The sequence below is a fragment of the Streptomyces sp. MGP-BFMKR1 genome (assembly GCF_057766585.1).
The window spans coordinates 3841444-3868397 of record NZ_CM173408.1 but is presented as its reverse complement, the minus strand read 5'-3'; the positions used below and the strand labels follow the sequence as shown (position 1 = coordinate 3868397).

General features: G+C 70.8%; 27 protein-coding genes, 1 tRNA gene, 1 pseudogene and 1 CRISPR repeat array. Of the genes and pseudogenes, 16 read left to right on the top strand and 13 right to left on the bottom strand.

Going from position 1 to position 26954, the window contains the following annotated elements; all coding sequences use genetic code 11:
* Window positions 1–843, top strand: coding sequence for a sterol carrier family protein (locus AC3CHW_RS14840; RefSeq protein ID WP_488470744.1), 843 nt, complete (start codon window positions 1–3; stop codon window positions 841–843).
* A 55-nt stretch (window positions 844–898) separates the two neighbouring features.
* Here the strand turns inward: AC3CHW_RS14840 and AC3CHW_RS14835 are convergent, their stop codons facing one another.
* Entirely contained in the window at window positions 899–2530 is a 1632-nt protein-coding gene (locus tag AC3CHW_RS14835) for a sulfatase family protein (RefSeq protein ID WP_488470743.1), read from the bottom strand.
* A 440-nt stretch (window positions 2531–2970) separates the two neighbouring features.
* Window positions 2971–3063, bottom strand: a complete 93-nt coding sequence (locus AC3CHW_RS14830; RefSeq protein ID WP_315971006.1) for a putative leader peptide — start codon at window positions 3061–3063, stop codon at window positions 2971–2973.
* Window positions 3064–3260: 197 nt separating this feature from the next.
* Between AC3CHW_RS14830 and AC3CHW_RS14825 the strand changes: the two genes are divergently transcribed.
* Complete coding sequence (locus AC3CHW_RS14825; protein ID WP_488470742.1) at window positions 3261–4112, top strand: hypothetical protein; 852 nt, start codon at window positions 3261–3263, stop codon at window positions 4110–4112.
* Between the two features lie 263 nt (window positions 4113–4375).
* Here AC3CHW_RS14825 and AC3CHW_RS14820 read toward each other — a convergent pair whose 3' ends face one another.
* Entirely contained in the window at window positions 4376–5266 is an 891-nt protein-coding gene (locus AC3CHW_RS14820; RefSeq protein ID WP_488470741.1) for a LysR family transcriptional regulator, read from the bottom strand.
* A gap of 283 nt (window positions 5267–5549) precedes the next feature.
* Here AC3CHW_RS14820 and AC3CHW_RS14815 point away from each other — a divergent pair, with 283 nt between their 5' ends.
* Both AC3CHW_RS14815 and AC3CHW_RS14810 read left to right on the top strand, forming a co-directional pair.
* Window positions 5550–6026: a dihydrofolate reductase family protein gene (locus AC3CHW_RS14815; RefSeq protein ID WP_488470740.1), complete on the top strand. Its 477-nt coding sequence runs from the start codon at window positions 5550–5552 to the stop codon at window positions 6024–6026.
* A 139-nt stretch (window positions 6027–6165) separates the two neighbouring features.
* A complete protein-coding gene (locus AC3CHW_RS14810) occupies window positions 6166–6738 on the top strand; it encodes a dihydrofolate reductase family protein (RefSeq protein ID WP_488470739.1) in 573 nt (190 codons plus the stop codon).
* A 596-nt stretch (window positions 6739–7334) separates the two neighbouring features.
* On the opposite strand, the gene sigJ is transcribed toward AC3CHW_RS14810, so the two are convergent.
* Entirely contained in the window at window positions 7335–8273 is a 939-nt protein-coding gene (gene sigJ, locus AC3CHW_RS14805; RefSeq protein ID WP_488470738.1) for an RNA polymerase sigma factor SigJ, read from the bottom strand.
* Between the two features lie 219 nt (window positions 8274–8492).
* Here sigJ and AC3CHW_RS14800 point away from each other — a divergent pair, with 219 nt between their 5' ends.
* Window positions 8493–8966 (top strand): carboxymuconolactone decarboxylase family protein, encoded by a 474-nt coding sequence (locus tag AC3CHW_RS14800; protein WP_488470737.1) that lies wholly within the window; start codon window positions 8493–8495, stop codon window positions 8964–8966.
* Window positions 8967–9136: 170 nt separating this feature from the next.
* Window positions 9137–9676: a YceI family protein gene (locus AC3CHW_RS14795; RefSeq protein ID WP_488470736.1), complete on the top strand. Its 540-nt coding sequence runs from the start codon at window positions 9137–9139 to the stop codon at window positions 9674–9676.
* Between the two features lie 122 nt (window positions 9677–9798).
* Window positions 9799–10193: a CRISPR direct-repeat array (repeat unit 29 nt; unit sequence GGGACCATCCCCGCACGCGCGGGGACCAG).
* 264 nt (window positions 10194–10457) lie between these two features.
* On the opposite strand, the gene AC3CHW_RS14790 is transcribed toward AC3CHW_RS14795, so the two are convergent.
* From AC3CHW_RS14790 to AC3CHW_RS14775, 4 genes are all read right to left on the bottom strand, one after another.
* On the bottom strand, window positions 10458–11621 hold the full coding sequence (locus AC3CHW_RS14790) for a methyltransferase domain-containing protein (RefSeq protein WP_488470735.1): 1164 nt from the start codon (window positions 11619–11621) through the stop codon (window positions 10458–10460).
* Window positions 11622–12141: 520 nt separating this feature from the next.
* Window positions 12142–12390, bottom strand: coding sequence for a DUF7848 domain-containing protein (locus AC3CHW_RS14785; RefSeq protein WP_488471059.1), 249 nt, complete (start codon window positions 12388–12390; stop codon window positions 12142–12144).
* A 29-nt stretch (window positions 12391–12419) separates the two neighbouring features.
* Window positions 12420–13001 carry a hypothetical protein gene (locus AC3CHW_RS14780; RefSeq protein ID WP_488470734.1) on the bottom strand — a complete coding sequence of 194 codons (582 nt, stop codon included), beginning with the start codon at window positions 12999–13001 and terminating at the stop codon, window positions 12420–12422.
* Window positions 12998–13396, bottom strand: coding sequence for a hypothetical protein (locus tag AC3CHW_RS14775; RefSeq protein WP_488470733.1), 399 nt, complete (start codon window positions 13394–13396; stop codon window positions 12998–13000). The genes AC3CHW_RS14780 and AC3CHW_RS14775 overlap by 4 nt, the downstream gene beginning before the upstream one ends.
* Before the next feature lie 283 nt (window positions 13397–13679).
* On the opposite strand from AC3CHW_RS14775, the pseudogene AC3CHW_RS14770 reads away from it, so the two are divergent.
* From AC3CHW_RS14770 to AC3CHW_RS14745, 6 genes and pseudogenes are all read left to right on the top strand, one after another.
* Window positions 13680–13874: pseudogene (locus AC3CHW_RS14770) on the top strand (helix-turn-helix domain-containing protein); the annotation flags it as partial.
* A 525-nt stretch (window positions 13875–14399) separates the two neighbouring features.
* Window positions 14400–14819, top strand: coding sequence for a hypothetical protein (locus tag AC3CHW_RS14765; protein ID WP_398608757.1), 420 nt, complete (start codon window positions 14400–14402; stop codon window positions 14817–14819).
* A 21-nt stretch (window positions 14820–14840) separates the two neighbouring features.
* Window positions 14841–15419, top strand: a complete 579-nt coding sequence (locus tag AC3CHW_RS14760; RefSeq protein ID WP_387604405.1) for an HD domain-containing protein — start codon at window positions 14841–14843, stop codon at window positions 15417–15419.
* A 184-nt stretch (window positions 15420–15603) separates the two neighbouring features.
* Complete coding sequence (locus AC3CHW_RS14755) at window positions 15604–16170, top strand: GNAT family N-acetyltransferase (RefSeq protein ID WP_488470732.1); 567 nt, start codon at window positions 15604–15606, stop codon at window positions 16168–16170.
* Between the two features lie 34 nt (window positions 16171–16204).
* A complete protein-coding gene (locus AC3CHW_RS14750; RefSeq protein ID WP_488471058.1) occupies window positions 16205–16663 on the top strand; it encodes a DNA-processing protein DprA in 459 nt (152 codons plus the stop codon).
* 62 nt (window positions 16664–16725) lie between these two features.
* On the top strand, window positions 16726–17256 hold the full coding sequence (locus AC3CHW_RS14745; protein ID WP_488471057.1) for an NUDIX hydrolase: 531 nt from the start codon (window positions 16726–16728) through the stop codon (window positions 17254–17256).
* Between the two features lie 199 nt (window positions 17257–17455).
* Here AC3CHW_RS14745 and AC3CHW_RS14740 read toward each other — a convergent pair whose 3' ends face one another.
* Window positions 17456–18136, bottom strand: a complete 681-nt coding sequence (locus AC3CHW_RS14740; protein ID WP_488471056.1) for an HAD family hydrolase — start codon at window positions 18134–18136, stop codon at window positions 17456–17458.
* Between the two features lie 454 nt (window positions 18137–18590).
* On the opposite strand from AC3CHW_RS14740, the gene purF reads away from it, so the two are divergent.
* Together purF and purM are read left to right on the top strand one after the other, a co-directional pair.
* On the top strand, window positions 18591–20147 hold the full coding sequence (gene purF, locus AC3CHW_RS14735) for an amidophosphoribosyltransferase (protein WP_372454935.1): 1557 nt from the start codon (window positions 18591–18593) through the stop codon (window positions 20145–20147).
* 40 nt (window positions 20148–20187) lie between these two features.
* The gene (gene purM, locus AC3CHW_RS14730; RefSeq protein ID WP_488470731.1) at window positions 20188–21267 is read left to right on the top strand and encodes a phosphoribosylformylglycinamidine cyclo-ligase; all 1080 of its coding nucleotides are present in this window, start codon (window positions 20188–20190) and stop codon (window positions 21265–21267) included.
* Window positions 21268–21368: 101 nt separating this feature from the next.
* On the opposite strand, the gene AC3CHW_RS14725 is transcribed toward purM, so the two are convergent.
* Together AC3CHW_RS14725 and AC3CHW_RS14720 are read right to left on the bottom strand one after the other, a co-directional pair.
* Window positions 21369–21617: a DUF3073 domain-containing protein gene (locus AC3CHW_RS14725; RefSeq protein WP_176163184.1), complete on the bottom strand. Its 249-nt coding sequence runs from the start codon at window positions 21615–21617 to the stop codon at window positions 21369–21371.
* A gap of 907 nt (window positions 21618–22524) precedes the next feature.
* Window positions 22525–23670 carry a Leu/Phe/Val dehydrogenase gene (locus tag AC3CHW_RS14720; RefSeq protein WP_187060181.1) on the bottom strand — a complete coding sequence of 382 codons (1146 nt, stop codon included), beginning with the start codon at window positions 23668–23670 and terminating at the stop codon, window positions 22525–22527.
* Window positions 23671–23861: 191 nt separating this feature from the next.
* On the opposite strand from AC3CHW_RS14720, the gene AC3CHW_RS14715 reads away from it, so the two are divergent.
* Both AC3CHW_RS14715 and bldC read left to right on the top strand, forming a co-directional pair.
* Complete coding sequence (locus tag AC3CHW_RS14715) at window positions 23862–24698, top strand: DUF8083 family protein (protein WP_176163186.1); 837 nt, start codon at window positions 23862–23864, stop codon at window positions 24696–24698.
* A 555-nt stretch (window positions 24699–25253) separates the two neighbouring features.
* On the top strand, window positions 25254–25460 hold the full coding sequence (gene bldC / locus AC3CHW_RS14710) for a developmental transcriptional regulator BldC (protein ID WP_003949541.1): 207 nt from the start codon (window positions 25254–25256) through the stop codon (window positions 25458–25460).
* A gap of 537 nt (window positions 25461–25997) precedes the next feature.
* On the opposite strand, the gene AC3CHW_RS14705 is transcribed toward bldC, so the two are convergent.
* Together AC3CHW_RS14705 and AC3CHW_RS14700 are read right to left on the bottom strand one after the other, a co-directional pair.
* A complete protein-coding gene (locus AC3CHW_RS14705) occupies window positions 25998–26255 on the bottom strand; it encodes a DUF6274 family protein (RefSeq protein WP_488470730.1) in 258 nt (85 codons plus the stop codon).
* 588 nt (window positions 26256–26843) lie between these two features.
* Window positions 26844–26918 (bottom strand) — tRNA-Asp (locus AC3CHW_RS14700).
* Window positions 26919–26954: the final 36 nt, after the last annotated feature.

Sequence of the window (26954 nt, the reverse complement as noted above, 5' to 3'; positions counted from 1 at the left end):
ATGGCTTCCGCTTCGCGTAAACCCCGAGCTCGTAGCTATGACCCCGTGAAGGTGCGGGCCGCGCTCGATGGGCAGGTCCGGGCCGTGCGGGACGCGGTCGCGGTGCTGTTTGCGGCCTCCGACGCCACCCCGCTGCTGGCCGCGCCCTCGCGGCTGCGGGCGTGGACGGTGCGGCAGTTGATCGTGCACATCGCCGTCTGCATGGAGACCCTGCCCCGCCGCCTCGCCGCCGACCCGGCGCCCCGGGGCGCGACCGCCGACCTCGACCTGCGCGACTACGTCAACGCGCTGGGCGCGCAGGCCGACGAGATCGCCCAGGCCACCATCGCCGAGGCGGACGACCTGTCCGGGGCGGGCGAGCCCGCCGAACTCCTCGACCGCTACGACGCCGCCGCCGCGCGGCTGGCCGAGGCGGTGGCCGGCGCGGCCGGCACCGAGTTGGTCAGCACCCGGTTCGGCCGGATGACGGTGGACGACTTCCTCGTCACCCGACTGCTGGAACTGGTGGTGCACGGCGACGACCTGACCGCCGCCACCGGCACCGCGATCAGCCACGACCGGCAGGCCCTGGCCTCGGTCGCGCGGCTGCTGGCCGACGCGCTCGCGGCCAAGGCGCCGGGCGGCTCGGTCGAGTTGCGGGTGCCGCCGTTCGCGGTGGTGCAGTGCGTGCAGGGCCCTCGGCACACCCGTGGCACCCCGCCCAACGTGGTGGAGACCGACGCGCTCACCTGGCTCCGCCTCGCCGCCGGCCGCACCGCGTGGGAGCGGGAGGTGGACGCGGGCACGGTCAGCGCCAGCGGCGAGCGCGCCGACCTGTCGGGGTACCTGCCGGTCATGGGGTAGCGGGGCCCGCCGGGGCCGAGGTGGCGGGCCCCGCCCCCGAGACCGCCGTACGACCTCAGTCCTCGTACGGCAGCAGCCCCGCGTCCACCCTCTCCCACGCGGCGCGCAACCGGGCCAGCCGCGGCTTGTCCGTGCTGGCGTGGTTGGCCTGTTCGCGCGGGTCGTTGGTGAGGTGGAACAGCTTGTCCCGGCCGTCCGCGCCCCGGTAGTACTTCCAGTCGCCGCGCCGCAGCGCGCGCTCGCCGCGCACCCGCCAGAACAGGTCGCGCTCCGCGAGCCGTTCGCCGCGCAGCAGGTAGCCGGCGAGGCTGACGCCGTCCAGCGGATAGGCCGGGTGCGGCCGGGCGCCGGCGATCTCAAGGAGCGTCGCCGTCCAGTCGTACGAGGCCACCGGCTCGTGGCTGACCTGGTTGCGGCGCAGCCGGGCGGGCCAGCGTACGAGGTTGGGGACGCGGATGCCGCCCTCCTCGAGGGTGAACTTGTTGCCGGACAGCGGCCACTGGTACGACCAGCGCTCGCCGCCGTTGTCGCTGGAGAAGACCACCAGCGTGTTGTGCTCCTCGCCGGAGTCGCGCAGCGCGGCCAGCACCGTGCCGACCGACGCGTCGAGGTCCCGCACCATCTGTCGGTACTTCGCGAGCGAGCCGCCCTCGCGGTGGTTGAGCACGCCCTTCTCGCCCGCCCTGATGCGGGCGGTGAGCCGCGCGCTCTCCTCCTCGTCGCCCTCGGCTATCCACGGCCAGTGCGGGGTGGTGAAGTTGAGGTTGAGCAACCAGGGCTTCCCGCCGTGCCCGCGCCGTACGTAGTCGCTGGCCCGCTCGGTCAGAATCCGGGTGTAGTACCGCAGGTCCTTGTACTCGGCGTCGCCCTCGTACAGGTCGTACTCGCCGCTGAGCCCGAGCTTCGAGTAGTACTCCAGGGCGCCGCCGAAGTTGCCGAAGAACTCGTCCCAACCAGAGCGGGTGGGGCTGTAGTCGGGCAGGTAGCCGCAGTGCCACTTGCCGATCAGCGCGGTGGCGTAGCCGGCGTCGCGCAGCAGCGAGGCGAGCGTGGGGTGGTTCGGGTCGAGCCCGACGCTCTTGTCGGCGATCGGCTCGGCGAGCCCGCCCCTGGTACGCCCCGGGTAGCGCCCGGTGTAGAGGCTGAACCGGGTGGGGGAGCAGGTCGCCGAGCCGGAGTACGCCTGGGTGAACCGCACGCCCTGGCGCGCGAGCCGGTCCAGGTGCGGGGTGTGGATGTCGGGCGAACCGTACGAGGACAGGTCGGCCCAACCGAGGTCGTCGGCCAGGATGAACAGGATGTTGGGCCGCCGCGACCGGCGGTCGGCGGCGGCCTCGAACTCGGCTTCCGCCTCGCCCTCGTGGCCCGGCCGCCCCGCGCGGGTGCCGGCCGCCGCCGCGCCCGTGTCGCGGGCGGCGCGGCTGGTGGCGGCAGCGGCGGGCCCGGCGGCGGCCACGGCGGCGGCGGTCGCCGCGGTCGCCCCGACGACGCCGCCGAAGGCGCGCCGGCTCAACTGGCTGGGCAGCGGGGTGCGGGTGGTGTGGGGGGTGGCAGTGGTGCTGGGGGGTCCGGCGGGGGCCGGGGGCTGTGGGGCGAACTGCTCGCCGGAGAGCGGGGGGTTGGGTTGCTCGCCGGCGTTGTGGTGCTCGGGTTGCTCGGCGGGGTGGGGCTGGGGCGAGGTGGGCATGGCGGGTCCTTCGCTGGGGTGGGGCGCGCGACGGCCGCCGCCCGGCGCCGGCGGAGCCCGTCGGGGCTCGGCGGCGGGGCGGCACCCGTCAGGCACCGGAAAGTCGAAAGGGAGGAGCAAAGCCTCAGAAGTGCCCCGCACCAGGCCAGTTGGTCAGTCGACCGGGCAACTGGTGGGCCGGACCGGATTCCGGGGACGGAAACCGGGCAGCGCTCGAAGCGGCATCCGGGCGGAAGCCGGGGCGCGAACCAGAGCGGAAGCGGAGCGGAGGGCGTACGGCCGTGAGGGCCAGGCGAACGAGAACGCTCAAGAAGGCACGACGTATCGGCGCGATGCGCTCACGCGTCGTACGGAATGCGCGCCGGAACGAACCGGCGCCGAGCCGTTCAGCAAGGCAGGCCGCAGGCCATGGGGCGAAGCCGCGAGGCCGCTCGGGCGGGTCAGGCGTGGCGACAGATCGCGCTCGCGACACGGACCAGGTCAACGTGGCGGCGCGCTACCAACAAGATCGAAGGATCAAGGACGAGCGGCATGGTCCAGGAGCCTGTCGGACGGCATGCCCGCCTGTCAATGCCAGGTGAGCCACGCCCGGGATGCGCGGACTGTACTGCGGTGCCTGGCCAACCGGGTGACAGCCGCCACCCGAATCACCCGCTGAAGTCGCGCGCTCACGAGAAGTCGCCTTGTGTGGGCATTGCGATCCGACCGTTTCAGAAAGGAACGTCACGCGATGTCTTCTCTCCCCTCCACCTCCGCCGCCCGAGCCCATTCCGTCGCCCGCCGCGCCGGAGCGGCGGTGGCCACCGCCGCCGTCGCCCTCGGTCTCGCGATCGTCCCCGGCGTCGCCGCCGCCGACCCCGGGTCGGCCGAGGCCGCCGCGCCCGTCGCCGCGCCCCGTGGGGCCATCGCGGTCGTCGAGGGCGCCACCCAGTTCGCCGTGACGCCGCAGGCCCTGGAGCGGCTCCAGCAGCACGGTCTGCGCTTGGTCCGTCTCGACGCCAAGGGTCAGACCCGGGAGGCGGTACCCGCCGGCGTACCCCTGCGACTCGACGTCACCAGCGGCGTCGTCACCAACGTGGACGGCCGCATCGGCGGCCGGGTGCTGTACGAGGACCGGGGTCTCGCGGTGGTGAACACCAAGACCCGGCAGGTCGCCCGGCTCGCCGAGTTCGAGAGTGACCTCACGCGCAACGCGGTGCTGGCCACCGTCAACCAGTCGGACACGATCGCGATCGGCCGCGCTCCCAGCCAGCGGATCAGCCGCGAGACGCTCGACGTCGCCGCCCGACAGGTGCGGCTGACCGCCCCGGTCCGGCTCTCCGGGCGCGCGGCCGAGCGGCTCAACCGCACGACGGGCACGGACGCGTTCGAGCGCGGCGAGATCCTGGCGCGGGTCACCAGCCAGTTCAACCTGGACGAGGAGCAGGACGTACGCGCCGCCCTCGGCCTGGACAAGGACTTCAACACCGTGGAGAAGTCCCAGTCCACCCGCCAGGAGGCCCAGCAGCGGCCGGGCCGCGCTGCAGACGAGATGGCCACCGAGGAGAATGTGAAGAAGGCGTTCCCGAACGCGGCCGGCTGAGCCGACGCGCCCCCGCACGGCGGCCAACACGGCGTGTCTCACCGCGACTTCGCCGCCGCCTTCACCCGCTCCCCAGCCGCCGCGCGCCCCGCCGACGAGACTCTCCCACTCGGCGAACAGGGCGCGCGGCGGCCGGTGTGGGAGCCCGACGGGCGCGGCCGAGCGCGTGCCTCGCGCTCGCTCCGGGTCACGCGACACGCCACGGCGAGCAGGGACGACACGGGTGAAGGGTGGGGCTCGGGCGCCAGGGTGGGCGTGGGGGCTCAGGCGCCCGGAGGGTTGGCCTCGACCGCGCTCTGGACGAACGCGCGGACGCGGGCCGTCTCGTTGCCGGGCAGCCAGACCGGCCCCCAGGTCACGGGCGGGGCGTCGTGCAGCGGGACGTACGCGATGTCGGGGCGGGCGTGGTACTGGGCGAAGTGCGCGCCGACCGGATACACGCCCCGGCCCAGCGCGACCGTGGTGAGGATGTTGCTGAGCCCGTCACACTCGGGCCCTTTGAGCGTCGGCTGGCCGCTCGGCGTGAAGGCGGGCGTACGGTCGTCACGGAACTCCCGCGAGACCTCGTCCGGCAGTTGGACCAGCGGGACCTCGGCCAACACGTCGAGGGAGAGCGACGCGCGGCTGGCCAGCGGGTGTGCGGCGGCGATGGCCAACACGCGGGGTTCGGCGAGGAGTACGGGCCCGTTGCGCGCCCCGGGGAACGGGAACGAGGCCACCAGGATGTCGATCTCACCCTTGCGGAGCCGGGTGGCGCTCGTGCCCAGCTCGCCCGCCTGGAGGTGGACCGCGCAGTCGGGGTGGCGGGCGGCGAAGCGGGTGGTGGCCCTGAGCACGAGTTGCTCCGTGGCCGGCCCCAGGAAGTGGATGAACAGTTCGCCGGTGACGCCCTTGCCGGCGTCGACGGCCCTACGCAACGACGCCTCGACCGCCGCCACGGCCGGGCCCAGCTCATCGACGAGTTGCTGGCCCAGCGGCGTCAGCCGCACCTGGCGGCTGGTCCGCTCGAAGAGGTCGGCGCCGACGCGGCTCTCCAACCTCTTGATGGTCTTGCTGACGTGGCCGGTGGTGAGGTGGAGTCGGGCGGCGGTGCGCCCGAAGTGCAGTTCGTCGGCGAGTAGCAGGAAGGTCTCCACCTCGTGCCGTTCCCACATGTCCGCCCCCGTGCCCCGTGCCCCCGCGCCGGCGGCTCGGCGTGCGCGCGGCGCGGCGCGGCTGCGCGCGTGGCGGCCCGGCGTGCCGGTCCTACGGCGTCGTTTCCTGTGAGGCAACGATCGTAGCGTAATCGTGGCTTGATGACGCGGCTCCGGCAGAGCATCGTAGGGGTCACCGGGGGAGACACCCCGGAACCGGCCCGGCCCGCGAACGCCGCCACCTGCGGCGGAGCGGCCGGACGAACGTGAGCCATCGGGTACGCCAGGAAGGGGGACCGTCGGAATGCAGCCACCAGAGCCCGCGCCGCAGCGCACCGGGCCGCGCCCCACGGCCCGCCGGATCGTCGCCCACGCCTTCATGACGTTGGACGGCGCCCTCGTGGCGCCCGAGGAGTGGCAACGGAGCGGGGACGGCGCGGGGTTGACACTCCTACGAGGCGCGCCCGGGCCCACCGAGCCCCACGCTGACCCCGACGACGTCAGCATCCCCGACGACGTCACAACCGACGACCCCATGGCCCAACTCGCCGCGCTCAAGCGGCAGCCCGGCCGGGACATCGTGGTGACCGGCGGTGACACGGCGATCCGGGCCCTGCTCCAGGCCGGCCTGGTGGACGACTTACACCTGCGGGTCCACCCCCTGGTGGCCGGCCACGGCCCACGCCTCTTCCCCGACACCGGCTCCCGCATCCCCCTCACCCTCGTGGCGGCGTCCGCCTCCCCGGCGGGCGTCCTCCACCTCCGCTACCGCCCCGACTGACGGGCATCAGGGCACAGTTCGTACGACATTCCGGCCACCGAGCCACGCCGCCCTCCGAGGCACGGGGCGCAGCCGCGACGGCGCGGGCGCGACAGCGGCCCGAACCAGCCACAGCACACACTCTCTGGGAGAACCTGCCATGCGTACGTTGATCAGCACCGCCTTCGTCTCGCTCGACGGCGTCGTCGAGGCCCCGGGCGGCGAGTCCGACTACCGCAACGCCGGCTGGACCTTCAAGGACGTGGAGTTCCTGCCGGAGGCGTACGAGATCAAGGGCCAGGAGCAGTCGGAGGCCACGGCGATGATCTTCGGCCGGGTCAGCTACGAGGGCTTCGCCCCGGTCTGGCCGGTGATGGAGGAGTTCGCGGAGTACAAGGACATGCCCAAGTACGTCGTCTCCACCACCCTCCCCGAATCGTCCCTGGTCGACGGCTGGGGCCCGACCACGATCCTGCGCTCGCTGGACGACGTGGCCGCGCTGAAGGAGACCGAGGGCGGCCCGATCATCATGCACGGCAGCGTCAGGCTCCACCACAGCCTCTCCGACGCCGGCCTGATCGACCGCTACCACCTGATGGTCTTCCCCCTCCTCCTCGGCGCGGGCGAGCGCCTGTTCAGCGACACGGACAAGGACACGCAGAAGCTGAAGCTGGTCGAGCACAAGGCGTACGCGAACGGCATCCAGAAGGTCATCTACGACGTGGTGCGCTGACGCTCCCCGCTGCCGCGCGGAGCGCGGGGGCGGTGGGGGCGGGTCTGCTGTGGGGCGGGCCCGTCCCCTTGAGGACCGGTGGGCATCCGCATGCTGGCGGGTTGCCCGGGTGCGGGAGGCTGAGGGGGAGGGCCGGGCCGGTGGGGCGCCTGGGCGTAGGGGGACCAGCCCCGCGCGCGGGGACCAGGTGCGCCGCTGGACCTGGCCCGTGGGCGCGGCGGGGCCATCCCCGCGCGCGCGGGGACCAGTGCGCCCCGGGGCGACGCGGCGCGCAGGTGTTGGGGCCATCCCCGCGCGCGCGGGGACCAGGGTGTCAGTGCCGGGAGCAGCGAGCGAAGGAGGGGGCCATCCCCGCGCGCGCGGGGACCAGGGGGCGATGGCCGGGCATCACGAGATGGCCGGGGGGCCATCCCCGCGCGCGCGGGGACCAGAGCAATTGACCTGCGACTTTATCGGCCCGGACCTCGACTTTTTGCAACTTCCGCGAAGTCCGGCATAACTCGCAATCCTGTCAAACCGCTCACGTCGCCCTCCCGGCGAAGCCTCCGCTCAGGCTAGCGGGCGGGCCCGTCGATGCGCACGGCAGCTCAACGACCTCAACCCGCCGTCCACGGTCGCAACTTGTCCGGGTTGCGGATGCCCCAGATGTGGGTGATGCGGTCGCCGCTGACGTCGAGGGACATCACCGACACCGTGGCGCCGTCCAGTTGGAGGACCACGCCAGGCTGGCCGTTGACCGTGCGTTCCACCATCATCAGGTCGGGCGCCTGGGTGGCGATGGTCATGAGGTGGTGGGCGACGTCCTCCCGGCCCGAGATCGGGTGGAGCGCGGCCCTGGCGCGACCGCCGCCGTCGCTGACCGCCGTGACGTCGGGGTCGAGGATGCCGATGAGGGCGACGATGTCCTTGGCGTCCCACGCCTGCTTGAAGTCGCGGACGACGTTCGTGCGCTGCTCGACCGAGGCCGCGGGGGCCTGCGCGCCGCGCAGTCGGCGGCGGGCCGACGAGGCGAGCTGGCGGCAGGCCGCCGGTGTACGGCCGACGATCTCGGCCACCTCGGCGAACGAGTAGCGGAAGACGTCGTGCAGCACGAACGCCACGCGCTCGGCCGGCGTCATCGACTCGAGGACGACGAGGAACGCCATGTTGATCGACTCGTCGAGCGTGACCCGGTCGGCCGGGTCGGCGGCACTGCCCCCCGGCCGCCCGTCGGCCCACTCCGCGGGGTCGGGCACCGGCTCCGGAATCCACTCCCCGACGTAACGTTCGCGCCGGGCGCGCGCCGAGCCCAACTGGTCCAGGCAGATGCGGCTGGCGACCTTCATCAGCCAGCCGCCGGGGGCCTCGATGGCCGCCTGCTGCCTCGGTGTCATGGCGTACCAACGCGCGTACGTCTCCTGTACGACGTCCTCGGCGTCGGCGAGGGAGCCGAGGAGCCGGTACGCGAGGTTGATCAACTGCCGCCGCTCGCTCATGATCGCGCCCAGGCCCGGGTCGACCGGGCCGCCCTCTTCTGGCTCCGTCTGGGTCCCCATGGTGTCGCCGCTCCCTCGTCGTCCGTTCCGGCGCCTGCGTCTTCCCTGTCTTCCCTGCTTCTCCCTTACGACGAGACAGCCCATCGAAATGTGAGGTCACGACGCGTCGCCTCACATTCTGCGGGGCTGTCTCGTCGTACTGCTGGGAACGAACACGGTCCCGCCTACCGCCCTTCCGCCATCGCCGGCGGAAGGGACCAGCAGAAAAGGAAAAACGCCATGGACGTGCGTTACGACTTCTTCGCCCATTCGGTCTCCAGCAAATTCCTGAAGCAACTCGTCTCGGCGGCCAAGCCGCTCATGGAATCGTCGCTGCCGGCCTCGACGCGGGAACTCGTGGCACTCCGCGTCAGCCAGATCAACGGCTGCGGATTCTGTGTCGACATGCACACCAAGGACGCCGTCGCGGCCGGCGAGACGCAACAGCGCCTGCACCTGGTCGCCGTCTGGCGGGAGGCCACGGTGTTCACCGACTCCGAGCGCGCGGCCCTGGAACTGGCGGAGGAAGGTACCCGCCTCGCCGACGCGGCCGGCGGCGTCAGCGACGAGGTCTGGGCGAACGCCGCCAAGCACTTCGACGAGGACCAGCTCGGGGCCCTGATATCGACCATCGCGGTCATGAACGCCCTCAACCGGTTGAACGTCATCACCCAGCGCCCCGCGGGCGACTACCAGCCCGGCCAGTTCGGCTGACCGACAACCCCCGAGTTCCGCACCTTTCCGGCGCCTGGCACCACCTCATGACGACGACGGCCGGGCCGGACGTACGGGCCCCGCGCCCGCAGTACGCGCCCACGGCCCGGCCGTCGCGCGCCAGGCGCCGCTCCGCCCGCCATCCCCGCACCCACCCTGGAGCAACCACCATGTCAACGACCCGCCCCAGCGAACTGACCGGCGACTACGTCATCGACGCCACCCGCACCCGCATCGGTTTCGTGGCCCGACACACCATGTCCACGCGGGTGCGCGGGCACGTCGACGCGTTCGAGGGCAGCGTGCACCTCGACGGCGAACACCCCTGGAAGTCCTCCGTACGGCTCGTCATCCAGGCGAAGGACGTCCAGACCAAGAACCGCCAGCGCGACACCCTGGTACGCGACAAGTTCCTGGACGCGAAGAACCACCCGACCATCACCTTCACCTCAACCGACGTCCTCCAGTCCGACGCCACCCACTACGAACTCACCGGCGACCTGACGATCCGCGGCACCACCAGATCCGTCACCCTGAACGTCGAACTCACCGACACCGAGCCCGACTCCCAGGGCAACCTCTGGGCCCACCTCAAGGGCACGACGACCATCAACCGCAAGGACTGGAACGTGAACTGGAACGCCTTCACCTCGGCGATGGTCAGCCCGACGGTGGTGGTCGAGTTCGATGCGGTCGTGGTGCGGGGGTGAGTTGGCCCTGGCGGGAGCTGTGGGGAATGAGGGCTGGGCTGTGAGGGTGGGGCGACGGTCGGTGGGGAGCCCCGCAGGTGCGGGGACCAGACCGTGGCCCTCCGCTGGCGCACCGCCCACGCGGGTCCATCCCCGCACGCGCGGGGACCAGCGGCGAGCGCGGTGTGCACCAGCTTCCGCCAGGGACCATCCCCGCACGCGCGGGGACCAGCTGGAACCATGGCCGTAGGGGTCGCGCGCGATCGGGACCATCCCCGCACGCGCGGGGACCAGGGCCTTCGTGATCACGCGATGGGCCCTTTCAGGGGACCATCCCCGCACGCGCGGGGACCAGATCCCGGTCGCGACCGGGTTGGCCGCGCTGGCGGGACCATCCCCGCACGCGCGGGGACCAGAGTCGGCCGCCGTGGTGAAGGTGTGACGCGGCGGGACCATCCCCGCACGCGCGGGGACCAGATCTTTTCGCGAGGCGAGGGGGTCGGGTGGCGGGGACCATCCCCGCACGCGCGGGGACCAGAGCAAGTGACCTGCGGGTTTCTTAGGCCGGACCCCGGTTTCTTGCAACTTCCGCGAACTCCGACCTTCCGCCCAAATGTGATGGTTGCGACATCTCGCCCAACGCGCTCTCCCCTCAAGCAGGCGCAACAGGCTAGTGCCCCCGCCCTCGCGTCCTCAGCAGGTCCAGACACGTGGCGCGGGCGGTGTACGGGGGCTGGCTCCCGGTTGGGGAACCAGGAGGGCCCTTCGCCAGGCGGATGGCGGGGTCATTCCGCGAAACGGCTCAGATGGAGAACGTCCATGCGCCATCCGGGGCGATCAGCCTGCCGGTGTCCGGACCGAGTTCGACGCTCATCAAGTGCAGAGGGAACTGATTTCGCTCTTCCCACTTACGCCGGACGCGCTCCAGGTCGTCCCAGAGTCGGCGTGCTCCGCCCTGGTGCACGGTGCGCCGCGACGCGTCACCGCTCTCCTCTGCGCGTGCCCACGAACCGTCCGCCGCGAGGAGCCAGACCACGCGCCGACCGTCCGGCATGGTGGCCATACGGGTCTCAACACCGGGGGTGTCCAGCTCGTACAACCACCGAAGTGGCCATTCCTGCCAGAGGTTCGGAATAGGGCCGTCAGGGGAGCGCACATCCAACCCGTCGGCCTCCCGGGCGGCTGTGAATACGTCGTTGAGCTTGGGCGGGTAGTCGGGGCTCTGGCGGGTTTCCATGAACGTTGCCGGGTCGGGTTGGACGCTTCCCCGCGCAATGCCGTCGTTTCGCATGTCGCCCGTGATCAGTAGGGCCGTGTGGGCGATGGTGGTCACGAGCCTGCCACCGGGACGCAGCGCGCGGAGCCACGTTTTCGGTACAGGGCGGACGGACACCGTGGCCATGATGCGGTCATAAGCGGGGTCGGGGAGTTCCCCCGTCGCGTCGATTGCTTCGATCCGAGGGATGCGGCCGAATTCAGCGAGGCGGGCGCGAGCGGCCTCAACGAGATACGGGTCCACGTCCACACTCGTCACGTGCTCGTCTCCGAGACGTCGCGCGAAGAGGGAGAGCGCATAGCCGGAGCCGGTGCCCACCTCCAGGACCTGATGCCCGGGGTCCGCGTTCAACCGGTGCATCATCGAAACGATCAGACTCGGAAGCGTCGAGGACGAGGTGGGACTACCCGCCGCCCGTTGTTCCGCCTTCGCGTGGTCGGCGTGCAGGGGGCCGACGCGCGTGACGAGGGTTTCGTCACTGTAGGCCGCTGCGATCCGCGCCCTGGAGTCTTCGGCGTGGGCTACCAACTCCCACTCTTCCGTCGGGCTGTTCGGCACGCGTTCCCACCAGCGGGGTACGAGCAGGTGGCGGGGGGTCTTACTGACTGCTTCGTGCCACTCCAGAGCGTTCGCGGCCACCTTGTCGGCTAGCGCCCTCGCCGCGTCGCCCCATGATCCCGATGCGGTCATTCGGTTCCTACTTTTCTTGGTCCGGGAGGTACAGCAGTCGGGGCCCCCGGACGCGCGGGGACCAGCAGGCGCCCGTGGCGTGGGCCTGCCAGTGCTCGGGGCCATCCCCGCACGCGCGGGGACCAGTTCAATGCCACCTGGCGCACAATCGAGTTGGTGGGGCCATCCCCGCACGCGCGGGGACCAGAGCGCCTCCGCGACCGACGAGACGACCGTGAAGGGGCCATCCCCGCACGCGCGGGGACCAGAGCAATTGACCTGCGGGTTTGTCAGGCCGAACCTCGGTTTTCTGCAACTTCCGCGAACTCCGACCTTCCACCCAAACTCGACACCCGCCACATCTCACCCAAGGCGCCCCGCCCCTAACCAGGCTCAACAGGCTATCGCCCAACCCCGCCGGCACGACGCGCTCCGACGACCGCGCGGCGAAGGCCGGCGAGCGCAAGCCACCCACAGCGGGCACCCCGCAACTCGCCGACCAGACACCCCCACCCCCACGCCCTCACACCCCCACGCCCCCTCACAACGCCGCCCGCCCAATGTCCTCAGCCGGCGTAACGCGCCACCGCAAAGTGACCGTCGCGGCAAAGCGGAAGTGGCGCCCGTCCGCATGGTCGCGGGCCGCGTGGCGCGTACACCAGCGCTGCGCGCGCTCGTGTTGGGCTGTGATGGACTCCGACGGCTCGGGCTCCGGCGACAGGTCGTCGCACGCGAGGCACCTGGCCCGGACGATGTACGGCGTAGCCTCCGGATCAGGGGCGAGGGACATCTCGACGTACCGGTAACGGCGGCGATGGGTCATGTCAGTGGTGGCTGGTGGGCGCCGAGGCGGGCGGTGCGGGCGCATGCGGGATGGACCTCCAGGGTGCGAGGAGCGGCGTCGCCGGGACCGGAAAGACCGGTGACGGTGACCGCGTCGGCTGGTTCCAACTCGCGCTCGCACAACGGGCACTGGGCAGCAAGGGCATCTGGCCCATGCGCGATCCGTACGGCGGAGACGAGGACCGCCCCGAGGTAGTACGGATGAGCCAGGTACCGCCCTGACCAGTCAGCAGGGAACCGCCAGTGCAGCCCGGGCTCGGCGCGGTGGTGCGTGGGCGGTACGCCGACGTAGTGGGTGCCAGGCCCGGCACCCAACACGGCAACGTGTCCGCGCAACCGCTCCCAATGGACGTACGCCGACGTGTCGCCGGCCGGCACCAGCCAGTACGCGCAGGCCATCCGCTCATCGACGATCGCGGCGCAGCTTTCCGTTCCGTCGAGGATCTGGAAGGCCCATTTCGCCACGGCCGAAGAAGTGCGAACGGCGTCCCACTGGCGTCCTGCTGGGAGGAGTAGCACCTCGTCGTGGAGCGGGGGAGCCCAGCTCGTGTCGATCACGACGCCCGTCCCCGCCCCCGGCCGCGCGCGTTGACGACCGCAGTCGCCAGCAGTTCCGCGTCGGTGAGCAGGCGGTCGCCCGTCGGGGCCACCCGCCACCACACCGTGTGGTCACGTGTCATGCCGGGGACGAAGAGGAAGGAGTCGTCGTCTCCCCGGACGCTGACCACCGGGTGACCGTGAAAGCGCTGCACGGCCGACGCGTTGGGCTCGATGAGCCAGGTCTGACGGCGCTCGACGTCCTCCTCAATCACCGCCCCGGACGCGTCGCCGAGCGCGGCGAGTACCCGATCACCGAGATACGTCGGCACCGTCAGCGCGTGCCAGCCCAGTTCTCCAATCCGCGTCCAGCGCACGCCGCCGCCGGGCGGAATCCAGTCATGAGGGGCGGCCACTCCATCAGGGGCGGCCTCTCGGGCCCCCGCGTCTCCGCCGGCATGCGGACGCGCTGCAACGTGCTTACTGCTGCTCATGTCGAGAGTTCCCGTCTCATCGATGCCACGTGTCACTCGTGAGCGTTCAGCTGACCTATGCGTCTGGGATTCAGCGCACGTCGCCCCTATGGTCGAAATCCGTAGGGGCGATGTCGCTCGTGGCAGTAACGTACGGTGAGCGAAACCTCGAAAAAACTGACGCCCAGTACGAGTTGAGCAGACCTAGCCAGCAGGAGCCCATGGCATGGCGTCACGGCAAAAGGTGTCGAAGTACGGAACCCTGACCACAGGTCCGGGATCACCTGGGCGGGCCCGTGAAGGGGTTGTCACAGGGCACCTTTTCAAGGTCACGAGAGAACGGGCAGGGCTGACCCAGCAGTCCCTGGCCGAGGCGATCGCGGTCGACGTCACCACCGTGCAGGGGTGGGAATCGGGGCGCCGTTCCCTCACGGCGATCCCGTCCGCGCAGTTCCGACAGATGCGACGCCATTTGCTACGCAGCGGGGCCGACCCCGCTCTCCTGGTCCTCTTCGATGCCGCGATGGATGCCGACGCCGTCCTGAGCCATGGCCTTTGCGATCGCCGATCGAGTGACGTACACGGCCATCCCTTGGCCAATTGGGTCTTCACTCGCTCGGCCACGCACATGATCGCTTGGGCGCTGACGGGAACTCCTCCCGCAGCGCTCCCTCACCCGCCCCCAGGGTTGCCTCGGCGACGTGGCCCCACGCCGGACGGGCCCTTGCTGGGAGACCCTGAACGCCGAGCGTTCTTCGACGGCCTGCGGCGAAGTGCCGAAGTGGCGGACTGGACGGGTGCAGAGAGCGCCTTGCTGCGACGGCAAGCGCTCTACCTGTGCAGCTACGACGTGGCATCGGATACGCATGCGTGGATGACTGACATGCGGGGTAGGCAGGCGCGAGCTTCCCAACGCAGTGCTTGGAACTGGGCTGACGCTCGGTCGTTGGCGACATCGCTCACGCGGCACGGGGAGCGCGACGCACTGCACGCGTTCATCGAGCGGGGCATGAGTGATGACGCGGGTGAGCTGGCCAACCTGAACTACTGGGCCTACTGGTTGGGGCTCGACAATTTACCTCGGTCCGACGACGCGTTCATGGCTGGGCGCGCGGAGTGGGACGCGAAGGCGCTACTTCGCAGCCTGGTAGGTCGCATGTCACCAGAACTCGGCTGCATCGACCTGAACGTTCACTCCGTGTGGTCGTTGCTCGCTGTACGCCCGGGTGCGCTAGCAGCGGACCATGAACTGTGCCGCGACCTCAAGCAGCGGGTAACGCGGCTACTGGATGGTGGTGTTGTGTCCACAAGGTCCAGGCGCGAGTTGGATGCCGTGCATTACGGTCTGAAGCTGAACGCCCCGTGACCTACCGAGAGGACAGCTCGCATGCCTGACGACGATCAGCACGCCAAGGGTTCCGTTAGCTATCTGATGGAGATGGGCGCGCTGAAGCGGGGAAAGCGTTCCGGGTGGTGGATTGCGGGTGTCAAGGACCCCGAAACCATCGCTGAGCACAGCTTCCGTGTCGCGGTCGTCGGAGCCGTGCTGGCAATGATGGAGGGTGCGGACCCCGCCAAGGTGGCTTTGCTGTGTACCTTCCACGACACCCAGGAGACGCGGGTTGGTGACATCCCGTGGATCGGGCGACGGTACCTCACGGCAGCCAAGAACGAGGACGTCACGAGGGACCAGCTCGCCGAAGCCCACCCGGCAGTGGCCGCAGGCATCCAAGCCGTGGTCGATGAGTACGAGCACGGCGATTCCCTCGAAGTGCTCGTCGCGCACGACGCGGACAAGTTGGAATGCATGATCCAGGGCCTCGAGTACCTGGAACAGGGTTACAGCAATGCCCGCGAGTGGGTCGACAGCACACGGGCGAAGCTCAAGACAGCCTCGGCGATCGAACTGGCCAATGCAGCCCAGAACATGTCTTCGGTTGACTGGCAGCGTACCTATCTGCGCTAGCCCGTGTGCACCATTGAAGCGAAGGGCGTGCCCGGCGTGGAGGTGAGTCCGTGACCGAAGCAACGGTCCACGAGGCTAACCCGTCTCGTATCAGACCGATACGAGCCCGGGAAAGGTCGTTTCTAGGTGCAGAGGGTTCCGCATATACTGCCCGTATCCGCGAATCGACAGGTGGCGGGGCCCAATGACCCCGCAGAGTGCCGTCCACGTGGAGTGGATGAACGGAGATGCTGCGGCCCGCGCCGAAGAGGCATTCACACTCGTCTATGCGGAGGCGTTCGCGGAGCCTCCCTACGAGAAGACCGTGCGGGACGTCGAGGCGAACTTCCGCCGTTTCCGGTCGCAGGTACGCAAGGCCACGTTCCGAGCGGCTCTGGCCCGCAGCGTTGAGGGGGAGCCGGTAGGCATCGCCTACGGCTATCCGCTCAGCGCGTCGACTGGCTGGTGGGGCCGCCTCACTACGCCCGTCGCTGACGAAGTACGTCGCGAGGACGGGCACCGTACATTCGGCCTCATCGAACTGGCGGTTCGTGCCCCCTGGCGGAGACAGGGAGTGGCCAAGCGCCTCCACGACGCGATTCTCAATAACGCCACGGAAGAGCGCGTCCTGCTCAACGCCCGCCCGGACGTTCCCGCAGCGCAGGCCGCCTATCGCTCGTGGGGTTACGAGAAGGTCGGCGAGGCGTACCCGTGGGACGGCGCGGCCTCGCATGACGTCATGATCCTTGAATTGAGGAAGTCCACCCCATGACGGGTCGCCTGTGATCCATTGCGTGCCAAGACCGCTGGCTGTGGCGATCACGGGCACCAGGGACACGAGGCATCGCGAGAGCACCTGGTATTCCGCCTTGTTCCGCGTATATCTCGCTCCGTGGGCGACCCAGGACGCACAGTTCTACATCGGTGGCGCAAAAGGCATCGACAGCCTGGCCCTATGCCATCTCGCCGAGGAATCCCGCTCGCGTATCACGGTGGTCGTCCCCGGTACGGTCGAGCAGCAGCCGGCCGAGGCGCAGCACACCATCGAACAATGCCGAAGGCGGGACCGCATCGCCGAAATCGTCGCGCTACGGGCCCCGGAACTCCGTACTGCGGCGTTCCACGCCCGTAACCGTTGGATGGTCGACCGGGCCGACATGGTGATCGGCTTTCCCCTTACGGAGAGCGCCGAAGGCTCGGGCACGTGGCAGACACTCAACTACGCCGCAGAACTGGGGAAGCCGCGCCTGATCGTGCCCGTATGAGCGGCCGGCTGGACTGCAACGCACCCGGCTCCTGGCGTGACCATGCGTGGTGGGATGAAGCCATGGAGTGGACATCGCACAGTGAACGCACCGTGTACGAGAACCGCTGGGTCACGGTCAACATGGCTGACGTCGAACTGCCCGACGGCCGACGCCTGGACCACACCGTCATTCGCCTGCGGCCGGTGGCTGTCGCCGCAGTAGTCAACGAAGCGAATGAGGTTCTGCTGTTGTGGCGGCACCGATTCATCACGGGCGCCTGGGGATGGGAACTCCCATCCGGCGGCATCGCCGAAGGCGAGGACCCGGCCCGGGCTGCGGCGCGTGAACTCGAAGAGGAGACGGGTTGGCGACCCGGGCCGATGCGGCACCTGTTGTCCGTGGACCCGCAGCCAGGGATCTCCACCTCGCGACACCAGGTGTTCTGGGCGGAGGGCGCCACCCGGGTCGGCCCTCCGGAGAACGCGTTCGAGTCGTCACGCCGTGAGTGGGTGCCGTTGAAGACGGTGCCCGACCTCATCGCCTGCGGCGACATCAGGTCGGCGAACGCGGTCGCCGCCCTGCTCATGCTGCATCGACTTCGGCTCGGCTGATCGGCGGAGGGCGGGTCAGCCCCGCACGCGCGGGACCAGTATCCGCAGAAGGTGCCGACCGCCCCGAAGCCGGAGTCAGTCCCGCACGCGCGGAGAGCCAGAGCAGCCGACCTGCGGATTCGCCGCACCCAAACCCCCGGTATCTCACCCACAGGCAGCCCCAGTTGAGCAGGGCGCCCAACGTACCGCCGCGCCCGCCTCACCGCGCCCCCTCACTCTTGGCGTCCTGCCGACCCACCGCGTGCCGGCGCCCCACAAGGCCCACAATGCTCGCCAGATCGTGGAGAGAGCCGATGCTCCAGTCGGCGCCGGCCGTATCGGCCCACAGATATCCCAGCGGCCCCCGCTGTAGATGCGCCGTACGCAGCCCCGCCGCACGCGCCGGCGCCACGTCGTTCGCGGGGTGATCACCCACGTACAGAACCTCGCCGGCCGGCACACCCGCCAACTCCACGACGCGTTCGAAGAACTCCGCGACCGGCTTCGCGACACCCCACTCACCAGAGGTCGCCACCGCATCCACCGGCAACCGCAGTGCACGCAGCCGCTCGGCCGCTTCGGCCGTCTGGTTCCCGGCCACGATCACTCGCGCCCCAGCCTCACGGAGCGCCGCGAGGGCCGGGCGAACATCCGGGTAGAGGTCGGCCTCCTCCAGAGGCGCACCCATTCCCGCGGCTTCCATCGCGGCGCGCTCGGCCGCGACGTCGATGCCCGGGCGAATCATCCGTACCGCGTCGGCGTTGTCCCTGCCCTGCGCGACAACAGCCCCGACCAGCGCGGACAGCGTGTGCCGAGGTACGCCAAGCCAATCGGCCCATGCCGCCCAGCCGCGATCGTCGCGTATCAGGGTTTCTCCGACATCGAGCGCCACCGCACGCATCACGGACCGAGCGTATCGAGCGACCGGGAGACGGAGCCTCGCAAGCGCGGGGCCCCGCCCAGCCGAGCACCAGGGTCAGCGCCCACGCGAGCCCACCCCACCCCGTCACCCACAGTGCCGCCCCCCACACCCCCGGCCCCCTCACCGCCCCACCAACACCCACCCACCCACCCCCACCACTCCCCGCAACAACACCCCCCTCCCCGATGTGTCCCTCATCTCATCTGAGCCCGCTCGGCCCCTGAACTCGGCCACCGCGCAGCGTCACTGCGAGGTCACCGTGTCGGCGCCGAGGCGCGATCTCACGGCCTCCTCACCGCACCGCACGCCCCATCCAGCCCGCCTCAGGGCCATCTCCGCTCGGGCCCTAAAATCTCACCCGTAACGGAATGTAACCGTCCACTCCCAAGGTCGACCGAACGCCTGACCCCCGACCGCGGGTACAGTGTGTGTTGTGCGTGGTGACGGACTACTCAGCCACGATCTCCTTCCCGGCGAGAAGGGCCCCCAAGACGCCTGCGGCGTCTTCGGTGTCTGGGCTCCGGGTGAAGAGGTCGCCAAACTCACCTATTTCGGGCTGTACGCGCTGCAGCACCGTGGACAGGAGTCCGCGGGCATCGCAGTGAGCAACGGCTCCCAGATTCTCGTCTTCAAGGACATGGGCCTGGTCTCTCAGGTCTTCGACGAAACCTCCCTCGGCTCCCTCCGCGGCCACATCGCCGTGGGGCACGCCCGCTACTCCACCACCGGTGCGTCGGTGTGGGAGAACGCGCAGCCCACCTTCCGCGCGACCGCGAACGGCTCGATCGCGCTGGGCCACAACGGGAACCTCGTCAACACCGCCGAGCTGGCCGAGATGGTCGCCGAGCTGCCCCGCGAGGGCGGTCGGGCCACCCAGGTCGCCGCGACCAACGACACCGACCTGGTCACCGCGCTGCTCGCGGGCCAGGTCGACGAGGACGGCAAGCCGCTGACCGTCGAGGCCGCCGCGCAGCGCGTGCTGCCGAAGGTGCAGGGCGCGTTCAGCCTCGTCTTCATGGACGAGCACACGCTGTACGCGGCCCGTGACCCGCAGGGCATCCGGCCGCTGGTCCTCGGTCGCCTGGAGCGCGGCTGGGTCGTCGCGTCCGAGACCGCCGCGCTCGACATCTGCGGCGCCAGCTTCATCCGCGAGATCGAGCCGGGCGAGATGGTCGCCATCGACGAGGACGGGCTGCGCGCCTCGCGGTTCGCCGAGGCCCGGCCCAAGGGCTGCGTCTTCGAGTACGTCTACCTGGCCCGCCCCGACACCGACATCGCCGGCCGCAACGTCTACCTCTCCCGCGTGGAGATGGGCCGCAGGCTGGCCGCCGAGGCGCCGGCCGACGCCGACCTGGTGATAGCCACGCCGGAGTCCGGCACGCCGGCGGCCGTCGGGTACGCCGAGGCCAGCGGCATCCCGTACGGGTCGGGGCTGGTCAAGAACAGCTACGTGGGCCGCACGTTCATCCAGCCGAGCCAGACCATCCGGCAGCTCGGTATCCGGCTCAAGCTCAACCCGCTCAAGGAGGTCATCCGGGGCAAGCGCCTGGTGGTCGTGGACGACTCGATCGTCCGCGGGAACACCCAGCGCGCGCTGGTCCGGATGCTGCGCGAGGCCGGGGCCGCCGAGGTGCACATCCGCATCTCCTCGCCGCCCATCAAGTGGCCGTGCTTCTTCGGTATCGACTTCGCCACCCGCGCCGAGCTGATCGCCAACGGGCTCTCCGTCGAGGAGATCGGCAAGTCGCTGGGGGCCGACTCGCTCTCGTACATCTCGATCGACGGGATGATCGAGGCGACCACGATCGACAAGCCGAAGCTGTGCCGCGCCTGCTTCGACGGCGAGTACCCGATGGACCTGCCCGACCCGGAGCTGCTGGGCAAGCACCTCCTGGAGTCGGAGACGGCCGGGGTGGCCAAGCCCGACGCGGACGGCGTCGCGACGCTGACCGCCGGTGTGGGCGGGGCCGACGCGCTCCGTCGCCCGTGACCCGCACGCACCTCCTCATCACAACCTGAAGGTTCCAGCCATGCCTGAGACATCTCCCGTCGGCGGCGGCGCCAGCTATGCCGCTGCGGGTGTCGACATCGAAGCGGGCGACCGCGCCGTCGAGCTGATGAAGGAGTGGGTGAAGAAGGCCACCCGGCCCGAGGTCGTCGGCGGCCTCGGCGGTTTCGCCGGGCTCTTCGACGCCTCCGTGCTCAAGCGCTACGACCGCCCGCTGCTCGCCTCGGCCACCGACGGCGTCGGCACGAAGGTGGACATCGCCCGCCGCCTCGGGGTCTACGACACCATCGGCCACGACCTGGTCGGCATGGTCGTGGACGACCTGGTGGTATGTGGCGCCGAACCGCTGTTCATGACCGACTACATCTGCGTCGGCAAGGTCTACCCGGAGCGGGTCGCCGCCATCGTCAAGGGCATCGCCGAGGGCTGCGTCCTCGCCGGCTGCGCCCTGGTCGGCGGCGAGACCGCCGAGCACCCGGGCCTGCTCGGCGCCGACGACTTCGACGTGGCCGGCGCCGGCACCGGCGTGGTCGAGGCCGACCGGCTGCTGGGCGCCGAGCGGATCCGCCCCGGCGACGTGGCCATCGCGATGGAGTCCTCCGGACTTCACTCCAACGGGTACTCGCTCGTGCGGCACGTGCTGTTCGACCGGGCCGGCTGGAGCCTGGACCGCGAGGTGGCCGAGTTCGGTCGCACGCTGGGCGAGGAACTCCTGGAGCCCACCAAGATCTACGCCCTGGACTGCCTGGCGCTCACCCGTACCGCCGAGGTGCACGCGTACTCGCACATCACCGGCGGCGGGCTCGCGAACAACCTGGCCCGGGTCATCCCCGACGCGCTGCACGCCACCATCGACCGGGCGACGTGGACCCCGGACCCGGTGTTCGACGTCGTCGGCCGGGCCGGTTCGGTCGAGCGTGCCGAGCTGGAGAAGACCCTGAACATGGGCGTCGGCATGATCGCGATCGTGCCGCAGGAGTCCGTGGACGTGGCGCTCACCACCCTGGCCGATCGGGGCGTGGACGCCTGGGTCGCCGGCGAGATCACCGAGCGCGGCGACCGCGCCGAGGCCGTGACCCTGACCGGTGACTACGCGAGCTGAGTCCCCCGTGGGCAGCACAGAACCCGGTCCGGGGCGCAGGGCCCTGGACCGGGTTGGTGTTGGTGCTGTGAACGCCGTAGACGTGCCGTGGACGCGAGACGTCAAGCGCGACGACGATGCGCCGGAGAGTCCGAGGGCTCATCATCACCCTCGTCGTTGTAACGATCCGCGTACTCCGCGTACGGATCGTCGTCCTCCAGCTCATCGTCGAGCGGCTCGCTGTTCGGCGGCTGCTTCGTCGTCGATGCGCCTAGCTCGTTGGCCAGGCGTGAGAGATCCGTCCCACCGCTGTTGTACTTCAGCTGGCGGGCGACCTTTGTCTGCTTGGCCTTGGCCCGGCCGCGCCCCATGGCTCGACCCCCTCGGTGACGGGGCTCGACGGCCCCAGAGTCTTGACACGCGTTCATGAGTCGGAGCGGACTCTCGACGGAGAGACCGGTCCGTAGGGCTTCAACGGTACCTGTTTCTCTGGCCATACGGTACGTCGCCCACGGCACGTGCCACCTGGCAGAACCTACGAGGCGCCCCGTCCTCGCTGGTCAGCAGCGATTTTAACGCGTTGGAGGCGCCGACCCGCCGACGGGCCGTGAGCGATCTCTCCCTTATCGCCCCCCGTGACACGGCGCGGGCCGCCGGCGCCCGCCCCTGGCGGCCTCCGGCTGCCGGCCGGTGACCGGGCGGGGGCGGCCGGGTGACGGGGGTGCGACGTTCGGCCCAACGGGGGCGGTGTCCGGCCGTTGGCCACGCCCCGTGGAGCGGCCTCGGCCGGGCCCGCGACAGGTGGCGCGATTCGCCCGGCTGGCCGCGCCCACCTGGGGTGGGCCACTTGGTGGGGGCCACCGGGGCGACCGCTCATGTCAGCGGTGGCGTGCGCGAGCGCGGTCGGGAGTGCGGCGGCGCGGCGTGCGCGGGCGCGGACCGGGTGCGGCGGGGGAGTGCGGCCGGGAGCGGGCTGGCGGGCAGTCCGGGGGCCGGTCGGTGGGGCGGGTCCTGGCGCGCGGGCCGTCGAATTTCGGCCGTCGCGGTGGACCGGGAAGGGCGGGCCCGCGGCGCTCGGGCGCGTGCGGTGCCGTGACAGGGGTGGCGTACGGCTGCCGCGCGCCCGGGCGCCGGGGCGGGCGGAAGCGGCGACGGAAGCCGCGGCAGGGGTGTCGCCGCGGCTTGCGCCCCCGCTTCCGCGAGGTCGCTGCCGCGCGGCTGCCTCGGGGAGGCCGCTTCCGCGCGGGCGCGTCCGGCAGGGCGTGGGCCCCGCGGGGGTCAGCTGCGGCGGGCCTCGGCCATCCGCTGCTCGGCGATCCGGTCGGCCGCCTCGGCCGGCGGGATGCCCTCGGAGCTGGCCCGCTCGAATATGGCCAGCGTCGTGTCGTAGATCTTGGTCGCCTTGGCCTTGGCCCGGTCGAAGTCGAAACCGTGCAGCTCGTCGGCGACCTGGATCACGCCACCGGCGTTCACCACGTAGTCGGGCGCGTACAGGATGCCCCGGTCGGCGAGGTCCTTCTCGACCCCGGGGTGGGCGAGCTGGTTGTTGGCCGCGCCGCAGACCACCTTGGCGGTCAGGGCCGGCACGCTGACGTCGTCGAGGGCGCCGCCGAGCGCGCACGGGGCGTACACGTCGAGTTCGCCCGTGATCAGGTCGCTGGTGCTGTCCACGACCGTGACCTGCGGGAACCGTGCCCGGACGCGGTCGATGGAGGCGTCCAGGACATCGGTGACCACCACGTCGGCGCCGTCCTCGATCAGGTGCGCCACCAGGTGGTGCCCCACCTTGCCGACGCCGGCGACGCCGACCCGGCGACCGCGCAGCGTGGGCTCGCCCCACAGGTGCTGGGCCGAGGCGCGCATGCCCTGGAAGACGCCGAAGGAGGTGAGCACCGAGGAGTCGCCGGCGCCGCCGTTCTCCGGGGAGCGGCCGGTGGTCCAGCGGTTCTCGCGGGCCACCACGTCCATGTCGGTCACGTACGTGCCGACGTCGCAGGCGGTGACGTAGCGACCGCCGAGCGAGGCCACGAAGCGACCGTAGGCGAGCAGCAGTTCCTCGCTCTTGACGCCGCCCTGCTCGACGCTGGCCGGGTCGCCGATGATCACGGCCTTGCCGCCACCGTGCTCGAGCCCGGCGAGGGCGTTCTTGTACGACATGCCGCGGGCGAGGTTGAGCGCGTCCAGGACGGCTTCCTCATCGGAGGCGTAGGCGTGGAATCGGGTGCCGCCGAGGGCGGGGCCCAGGGCGGTGGAGTGGATGGCGATCACGGCCTTGAGGCCGGACTCGCGGTCCTGGCAGAGCACGACTTGCTCGTGGCCGCCCTGTTCCGACTGGAAGAGCACGGAGAGCGGATCGCTCGCACGCACGGTCGGGCCGTCGACGCTGACGGTATGACGTACGTCAGTCACGGTGGTGACTCCCATATGTCGCGGTGGATGCCCTCCGGGGGGTGGGGGAGGGCCGGTCGGCAAGAGCGTAAGACCTGGGGCGCCGGAGGTTGGGCACAGTGCGGAGGATCACTCACTCGGGGACGATGGGCGTGGGACGATGCGAGCGACCGGGAGGCGCGGTACGGCGCTCCCCGGCGACCAACTCCGGCCATGAGGGAGCGGGCGTGACCTTGGCGTCTTCGGTGGTTGTCCCGTATGCGGCCTATCTACGGGTCTATGAGCCGTTGGCCGCCTTTCCGGAGCCGGAGCGGAGCCACTGGGCGGAGTACGCGCGCCGCGAGCACACGCCCAGCGCGCAGGACGAGCTGCGGCGGTCGCTGGCGAACCTGCTCCCGGTGCCGCCGGTCCCGGTCCCGGTGCACGAGAGCGACGACGCGTTCGTGGCCTCGGTGGACGGCGTCACCTGCGTCTGCCCCTGGCGCACCCGACTGCGCGGCTGGCTGGCGCTGGAGGAGATCTCCCAGCGGCTGCCGGGGCCGCTCCTGGACGCCGCGCTGCCGCCGGTGGTGCGCCGGCAGGCGGTGGCCGATTTCGAGCGCTGGTCGGAGCGCAATCCGGACGCCCGCCCGTGGATCCGCAGCGCGACCTGGCACGTGCCGGTGCGCTGGTTCGTCCTGTTCGCCGACGCGGAACGGGAGTACACCAAGGGCGAGGACGGCCTCGTGCTGCGGTACCGCACGCCGATGGTCGAGGCCAGGCGCCGCGTCGCGCGCGGCCTCAAGGCGCTCAAGGAGGCGCTGGAGGAGGGCCCCCTGATCGACGGCCTGGTGGACGTCGGCCGCTGGCTGGAGGAGTTCCACCCGCGCTCGCTCGTGGAGTTGGACTACGGCGGCCTGGTGCACGCCCTGCCCGAGGGGGAGTTGGCCGACGACCACTCCGCGGCGGACGTCGCGGAGGGCCTGGCGGCGCTGCGCGCGGGCGACGGGGCGCGGGCCGGGGTCGCGTACGAGCGCCTGACGGACCGTTGGAGCTCTGTACGGGATCGGCAACGATCTAGCTGAAGTAACGTCACAGACAGCGGTTTAGAGCCGTTACGGAGTGTTGCGCGCGGCGCTGCGGGGTCAAGCTGGGAGCGCTGCCACGAGGGGGCGGGCGTGGGCGCGGCCGGATCGGGACGTAGGTCCCGATCCGGGCGATTGCCTCAACCGTGATCTAAAGCACTGAGTTCGGGCCTTGCGGCCATCCCCCATCCTCGTGTCAAAATAGGACAAGGAGTCCACGAAGGGCTCCTTCCGTCCAACTAAGGGCGGATGTATCGGTATTGCGCTCCTTGGTGGGTCCGGTGACGCGTGGTCCTTCTGTGACTGATCGTCACGGCGGCGTGACTGTCCGCTATGGCATAGTCCATCGGCTTCCGTCGAGGTTGAACACCTGAGAGGGCAATTCCATCGGTTTGGCCGACGTGGCTGGACAGATGGTGTAGTTGTAGTGCCGAGGACAAGCCGTTCGTCCTATAACCGACTCGGCCCGCGTCCGCCATTTCGGGCAACGCGGGTCAAGGTGCAGAATTTAGAGGAAAGAACCGTGATGGTTCGGTTCTCCCGAGGAGGCCGCTCATGACCGCTCGCACCCCTGATGCCGAGCCGCTGCTGACCCCGGCTGAGGTTGCCACGATGTTCCGCGTGGACCCGAAGACGGTCACACGGTGGGCCAAGGCAGGCAAGCTCACGTCCATCCGCACGCTCGGAGGGCACCGGCGCTACCGCGAAGCGGAGGTCCGTGCACTTCTGGCGGGCATTCCGCAGCAGCGCAGCGAAGCCTGAAATAACCGCATAACCGGGCATTTCCGGGTCCCCCAATCCGGTCCTCGCCCGTTTCGCTCCACACGACCGGCGTCTGCCCCAACAGGCGCCACGCCCGCTTGACTTGGGTGCGTCGTCGATCGCGCTGGACTCCGCCGGGTCCAGCGCGGTCTTTTTGTGCCCGCACACCTTGCCCCAGACCTCCGGAACAGCCTGCCCCGGCCGCCCGCGCGGCGGACAGCACCGGGCGGTGGGCTGTCCGATCGCGAGGACCCGGGGGTGCGGAACCCTCCCCGAGGGGGTGGGAAACCGACCGAACCGGCCCGGTATCGGGGGCTCGCGTCGACGGCCTGGTCGCGACCAGTCCCGGGTGCAATTGCACATATTAAATTGAGAGGGCGTAAGCGGGGTGTGAGTTCCCCCGCCACGGAAACTCTTTCGGTGACTCCCATCACAGCACGCCGCACTTGTCTGCTATGCCTCAAGTGCGATATGCGGTCCCCGTATCCGGACGCCTCCACCCTGTCACCGGACACGGGGCGTACACAGCGCCGTTGGTCACCGCTCCGGAGGACTTTCGTCCCCCTTCGGCGTCTGCCGCGCCGCCCGACCGGCCCCGCTGGCCGGCTCGGTGCCACGGGCGAGGCCCACGCCGCTTCGCGCCGATGCCGTGTCGGGCTGCCCCGGCTGCTCCAGGGCCAGCCGCAGCAGGCGGTGGCAGACCGGGCAGTGCCGGGTCAGATGTCGGTAACCGGATGCTGCGGATAGATGGGCGCGCAGCAACGCCCTCGTCTCGTGCTTCGCCGACGTCGCCATATGCGTACCTCCCGGCCCCCACGGCCTTCCTGACTGGGTACCGCCGGCGCGTGCCCCAGTCAAGGTGCACCGGCGGGTAACACGTGCGGGCCGACCCGTTCCGGTCGGCCGGGGCGCGGCGTTGGCGCCTCGTCGGAACTGCCGAAAGGCAGGTAGGGACGTTTGAGAAAGGCCCGGGAACGCCGTGCGGGGCGCCCGCCGGGACGCCTGTCAGGTTGTTGCCCCGCCGCCGCGCGGTCGGCGGCCGGGGACGGCTGGCCGCCACGGGCGCCTCGGCCCGCTCGCGGACGCTGACGGGGCCCGCCACGGCGCGTTCCGCGCCACCCGCCCGGCTGGCTACGGTCCGCTGTCGCCTGGGGGTGCCTTACGGGTCCCGCCGCCCGGCCGGGCGCCGGACCGGGGCCGTCGGGCCACGAGGCCGGCGCGTACGGGACGGGGTCAGCGGGGCGCGGTGACCGGGCGGGGCGCGGTGGCCGGGCGGCGGCACGCGACGTGGGGGCGAGCGGGGGCGAGCGGGGGCGTACGGAAGAGAGTGCGGAAACGGCGATGAGGCCCGCACCCTCGGGGTGCGAGCCTCATCGTCTACCGCGGTCCTGACGGGATTTGAACCCGCGGCCTCCACCTTGACAGGGTGGCGAGCACTCCAAACTGCTCCACAGGACCAAGCTTTCGCGCCGTGTTGTGCTTGTCCGGCCGCGA

What these genes read in the sequence shown, in the direction of transcription:
- AC3CHW_RS14760 (WP_387604405.1), top strand. Translation starts at nt 14,841, where the DNA reads ATGCCTGACGACGATCAGCACGCCAAGGGTTCCGTTAGCTATCTGATG.
- AC3CHW_RS14800 (WP_488470737.1), top strand. Translation starts at nt 8,493, where the DNA reads ATGGACGTGCGTTACGACTTCTTCGCCCATTCGGTCTCCAGCAAATTC.
- AC3CHW_RS14755 (WP_488470732.1), top strand. Translation starts at nt 15,604, where the DNA reads ATGACCCCGCAGAGTGCCGTCCACGTGGAGTGGATGAACGGAGATGCT.
- AC3CHW_RS14825 (WP_488470742.1), top strand. Translation starts at nt 3,261, where the DNA reads ATGTCTTCTCTCCCCTCCACCTCCGCCGCCCGAGCCCATTCCGTCGCC.
- AC3CHW_RS14815 (WP_488470740.1), top strand. Translation starts at nt 5,550, where the DNA reads ATGCAGCCACCAGAGCCCGCGCCGCAGCGCACCGGGCCGCGCCCCACG.
- AC3CHW_RS14795 (WP_488470736.1), top strand. Translation starts at nt 9,137, where the DNA reads ATGTCAACGACCCGCCCCAGCGAACTGACCGGCGACTACGTCATCGAC.
- purM (WP_488470731.1), top strand. Translation starts at nt 20,188, where the DNA reads ATGCCTGAGACATCTCCCGTCGGCGGCGGCGCCAGCTATGCCGCTGCG.
- AC3CHW_RS14840 (WP_488470744.1), top strand. Translation starts at nt 1, where the DNA reads ATGGCTTCCGCTTCGCGTAAACCCCGAGCTCGTAGCTATGACCCCGTG.
- bldC (WP_003949541.1), top strand. Translation starts at nt 25,254, where the DNA reads ATGACCGCTCGCACCCCTGATGCCGAGCCGCTGCTGACCCCGGCTGAG.
- AC3CHW_RS14785 (WP_488471059.1), bottom strand. Translation starts at nt 12,390, where the DNA reads ATGTCCCTCGCCCCTGATCCGGAGGCTACGCCGTACATCGTCCGGGCC.
- AC3CHW_RS14830 (WP_315971006.1), bottom strand. Translation starts at nt 3,063, where the DNA reads ATGCCGCTCGTCCTTGATCCTTCGATCTTGTTGGTAGCGCGCCGCCAC.
- AC3CHW_RS14810 (WP_488470739.1), top strand. Translation starts at nt 6,166, where the DNA reads ATGCGTACGTTGATCAGCACCGCCTTCGTCTCGCTCGACGGCGTCGTC.
- AC3CHW_RS14720 (WP_187060181.1), bottom strand. Translation starts at nt 23,670, where the DNA reads ATGGGAGTCACCACCGTGACTGACGTACGTCATACCGTCAGCGTCGAC.
- AC3CHW_RS14740 (WP_488471056.1), bottom strand. Translation starts at nt 18,136, where the DNA reads ATGCGTGCGGTGGCGCTCGATGTCGGAGAAACCCTGATACGCGACGAT.
- AC3CHW_RS14820 (WP_488470741.1), bottom strand. Translation starts at nt 5,266, where the DNA reads ATGTGGGAACGGCACGAGGTGGAGACCTTCCTGCTACTCGCCGACGAA.
- AC3CHW_RS14790 (WP_488470735.1), bottom strand. Translation starts at nt 11,621, where the DNA reads ATGACCGCATCGGGATCATGGGGCGACGCGGCGAGGGCGCTAGCCGAC.
- AC3CHW_RS14745 (WP_488471057.1), top strand. Translation starts at nt 16,726, where the DNA reads ATGGAGTGGACATCGCACAGTGAACGCACCGTGTACGAGAACCGCTGG.
- AC3CHW_RS14705 (WP_488470730.1), bottom strand. Translation starts at nt 26,255, where the DNA reads ATGGCGACGTCGGCGAAGCACGAGACGAGGGCGTTGCTGCGCGCCCAT.
- AC3CHW_RS14725 (WP_176163184.1), bottom strand. Translation starts at nt 21,617, where the DNA reads ATGGGGCGCGGCCGGGCCAAGGCCAAGCAGACAAAGGTCGCCCGCCAG.
- sigJ (WP_488470738.1), bottom strand. Translation starts at nt 8,273, where the DNA reads ATGGGGACCCAGACGGAGCCAGAAGAGGGCGGCCCGGTCGACCCGGGC.
- AC3CHW_RS14835 (WP_488470743.1), bottom strand. Translation starts at nt 2,530, where the DNA reads ATGCCCACCTCGCCCCAGCCCCACCCCGCCGAGCAACCCGAGCACCAC.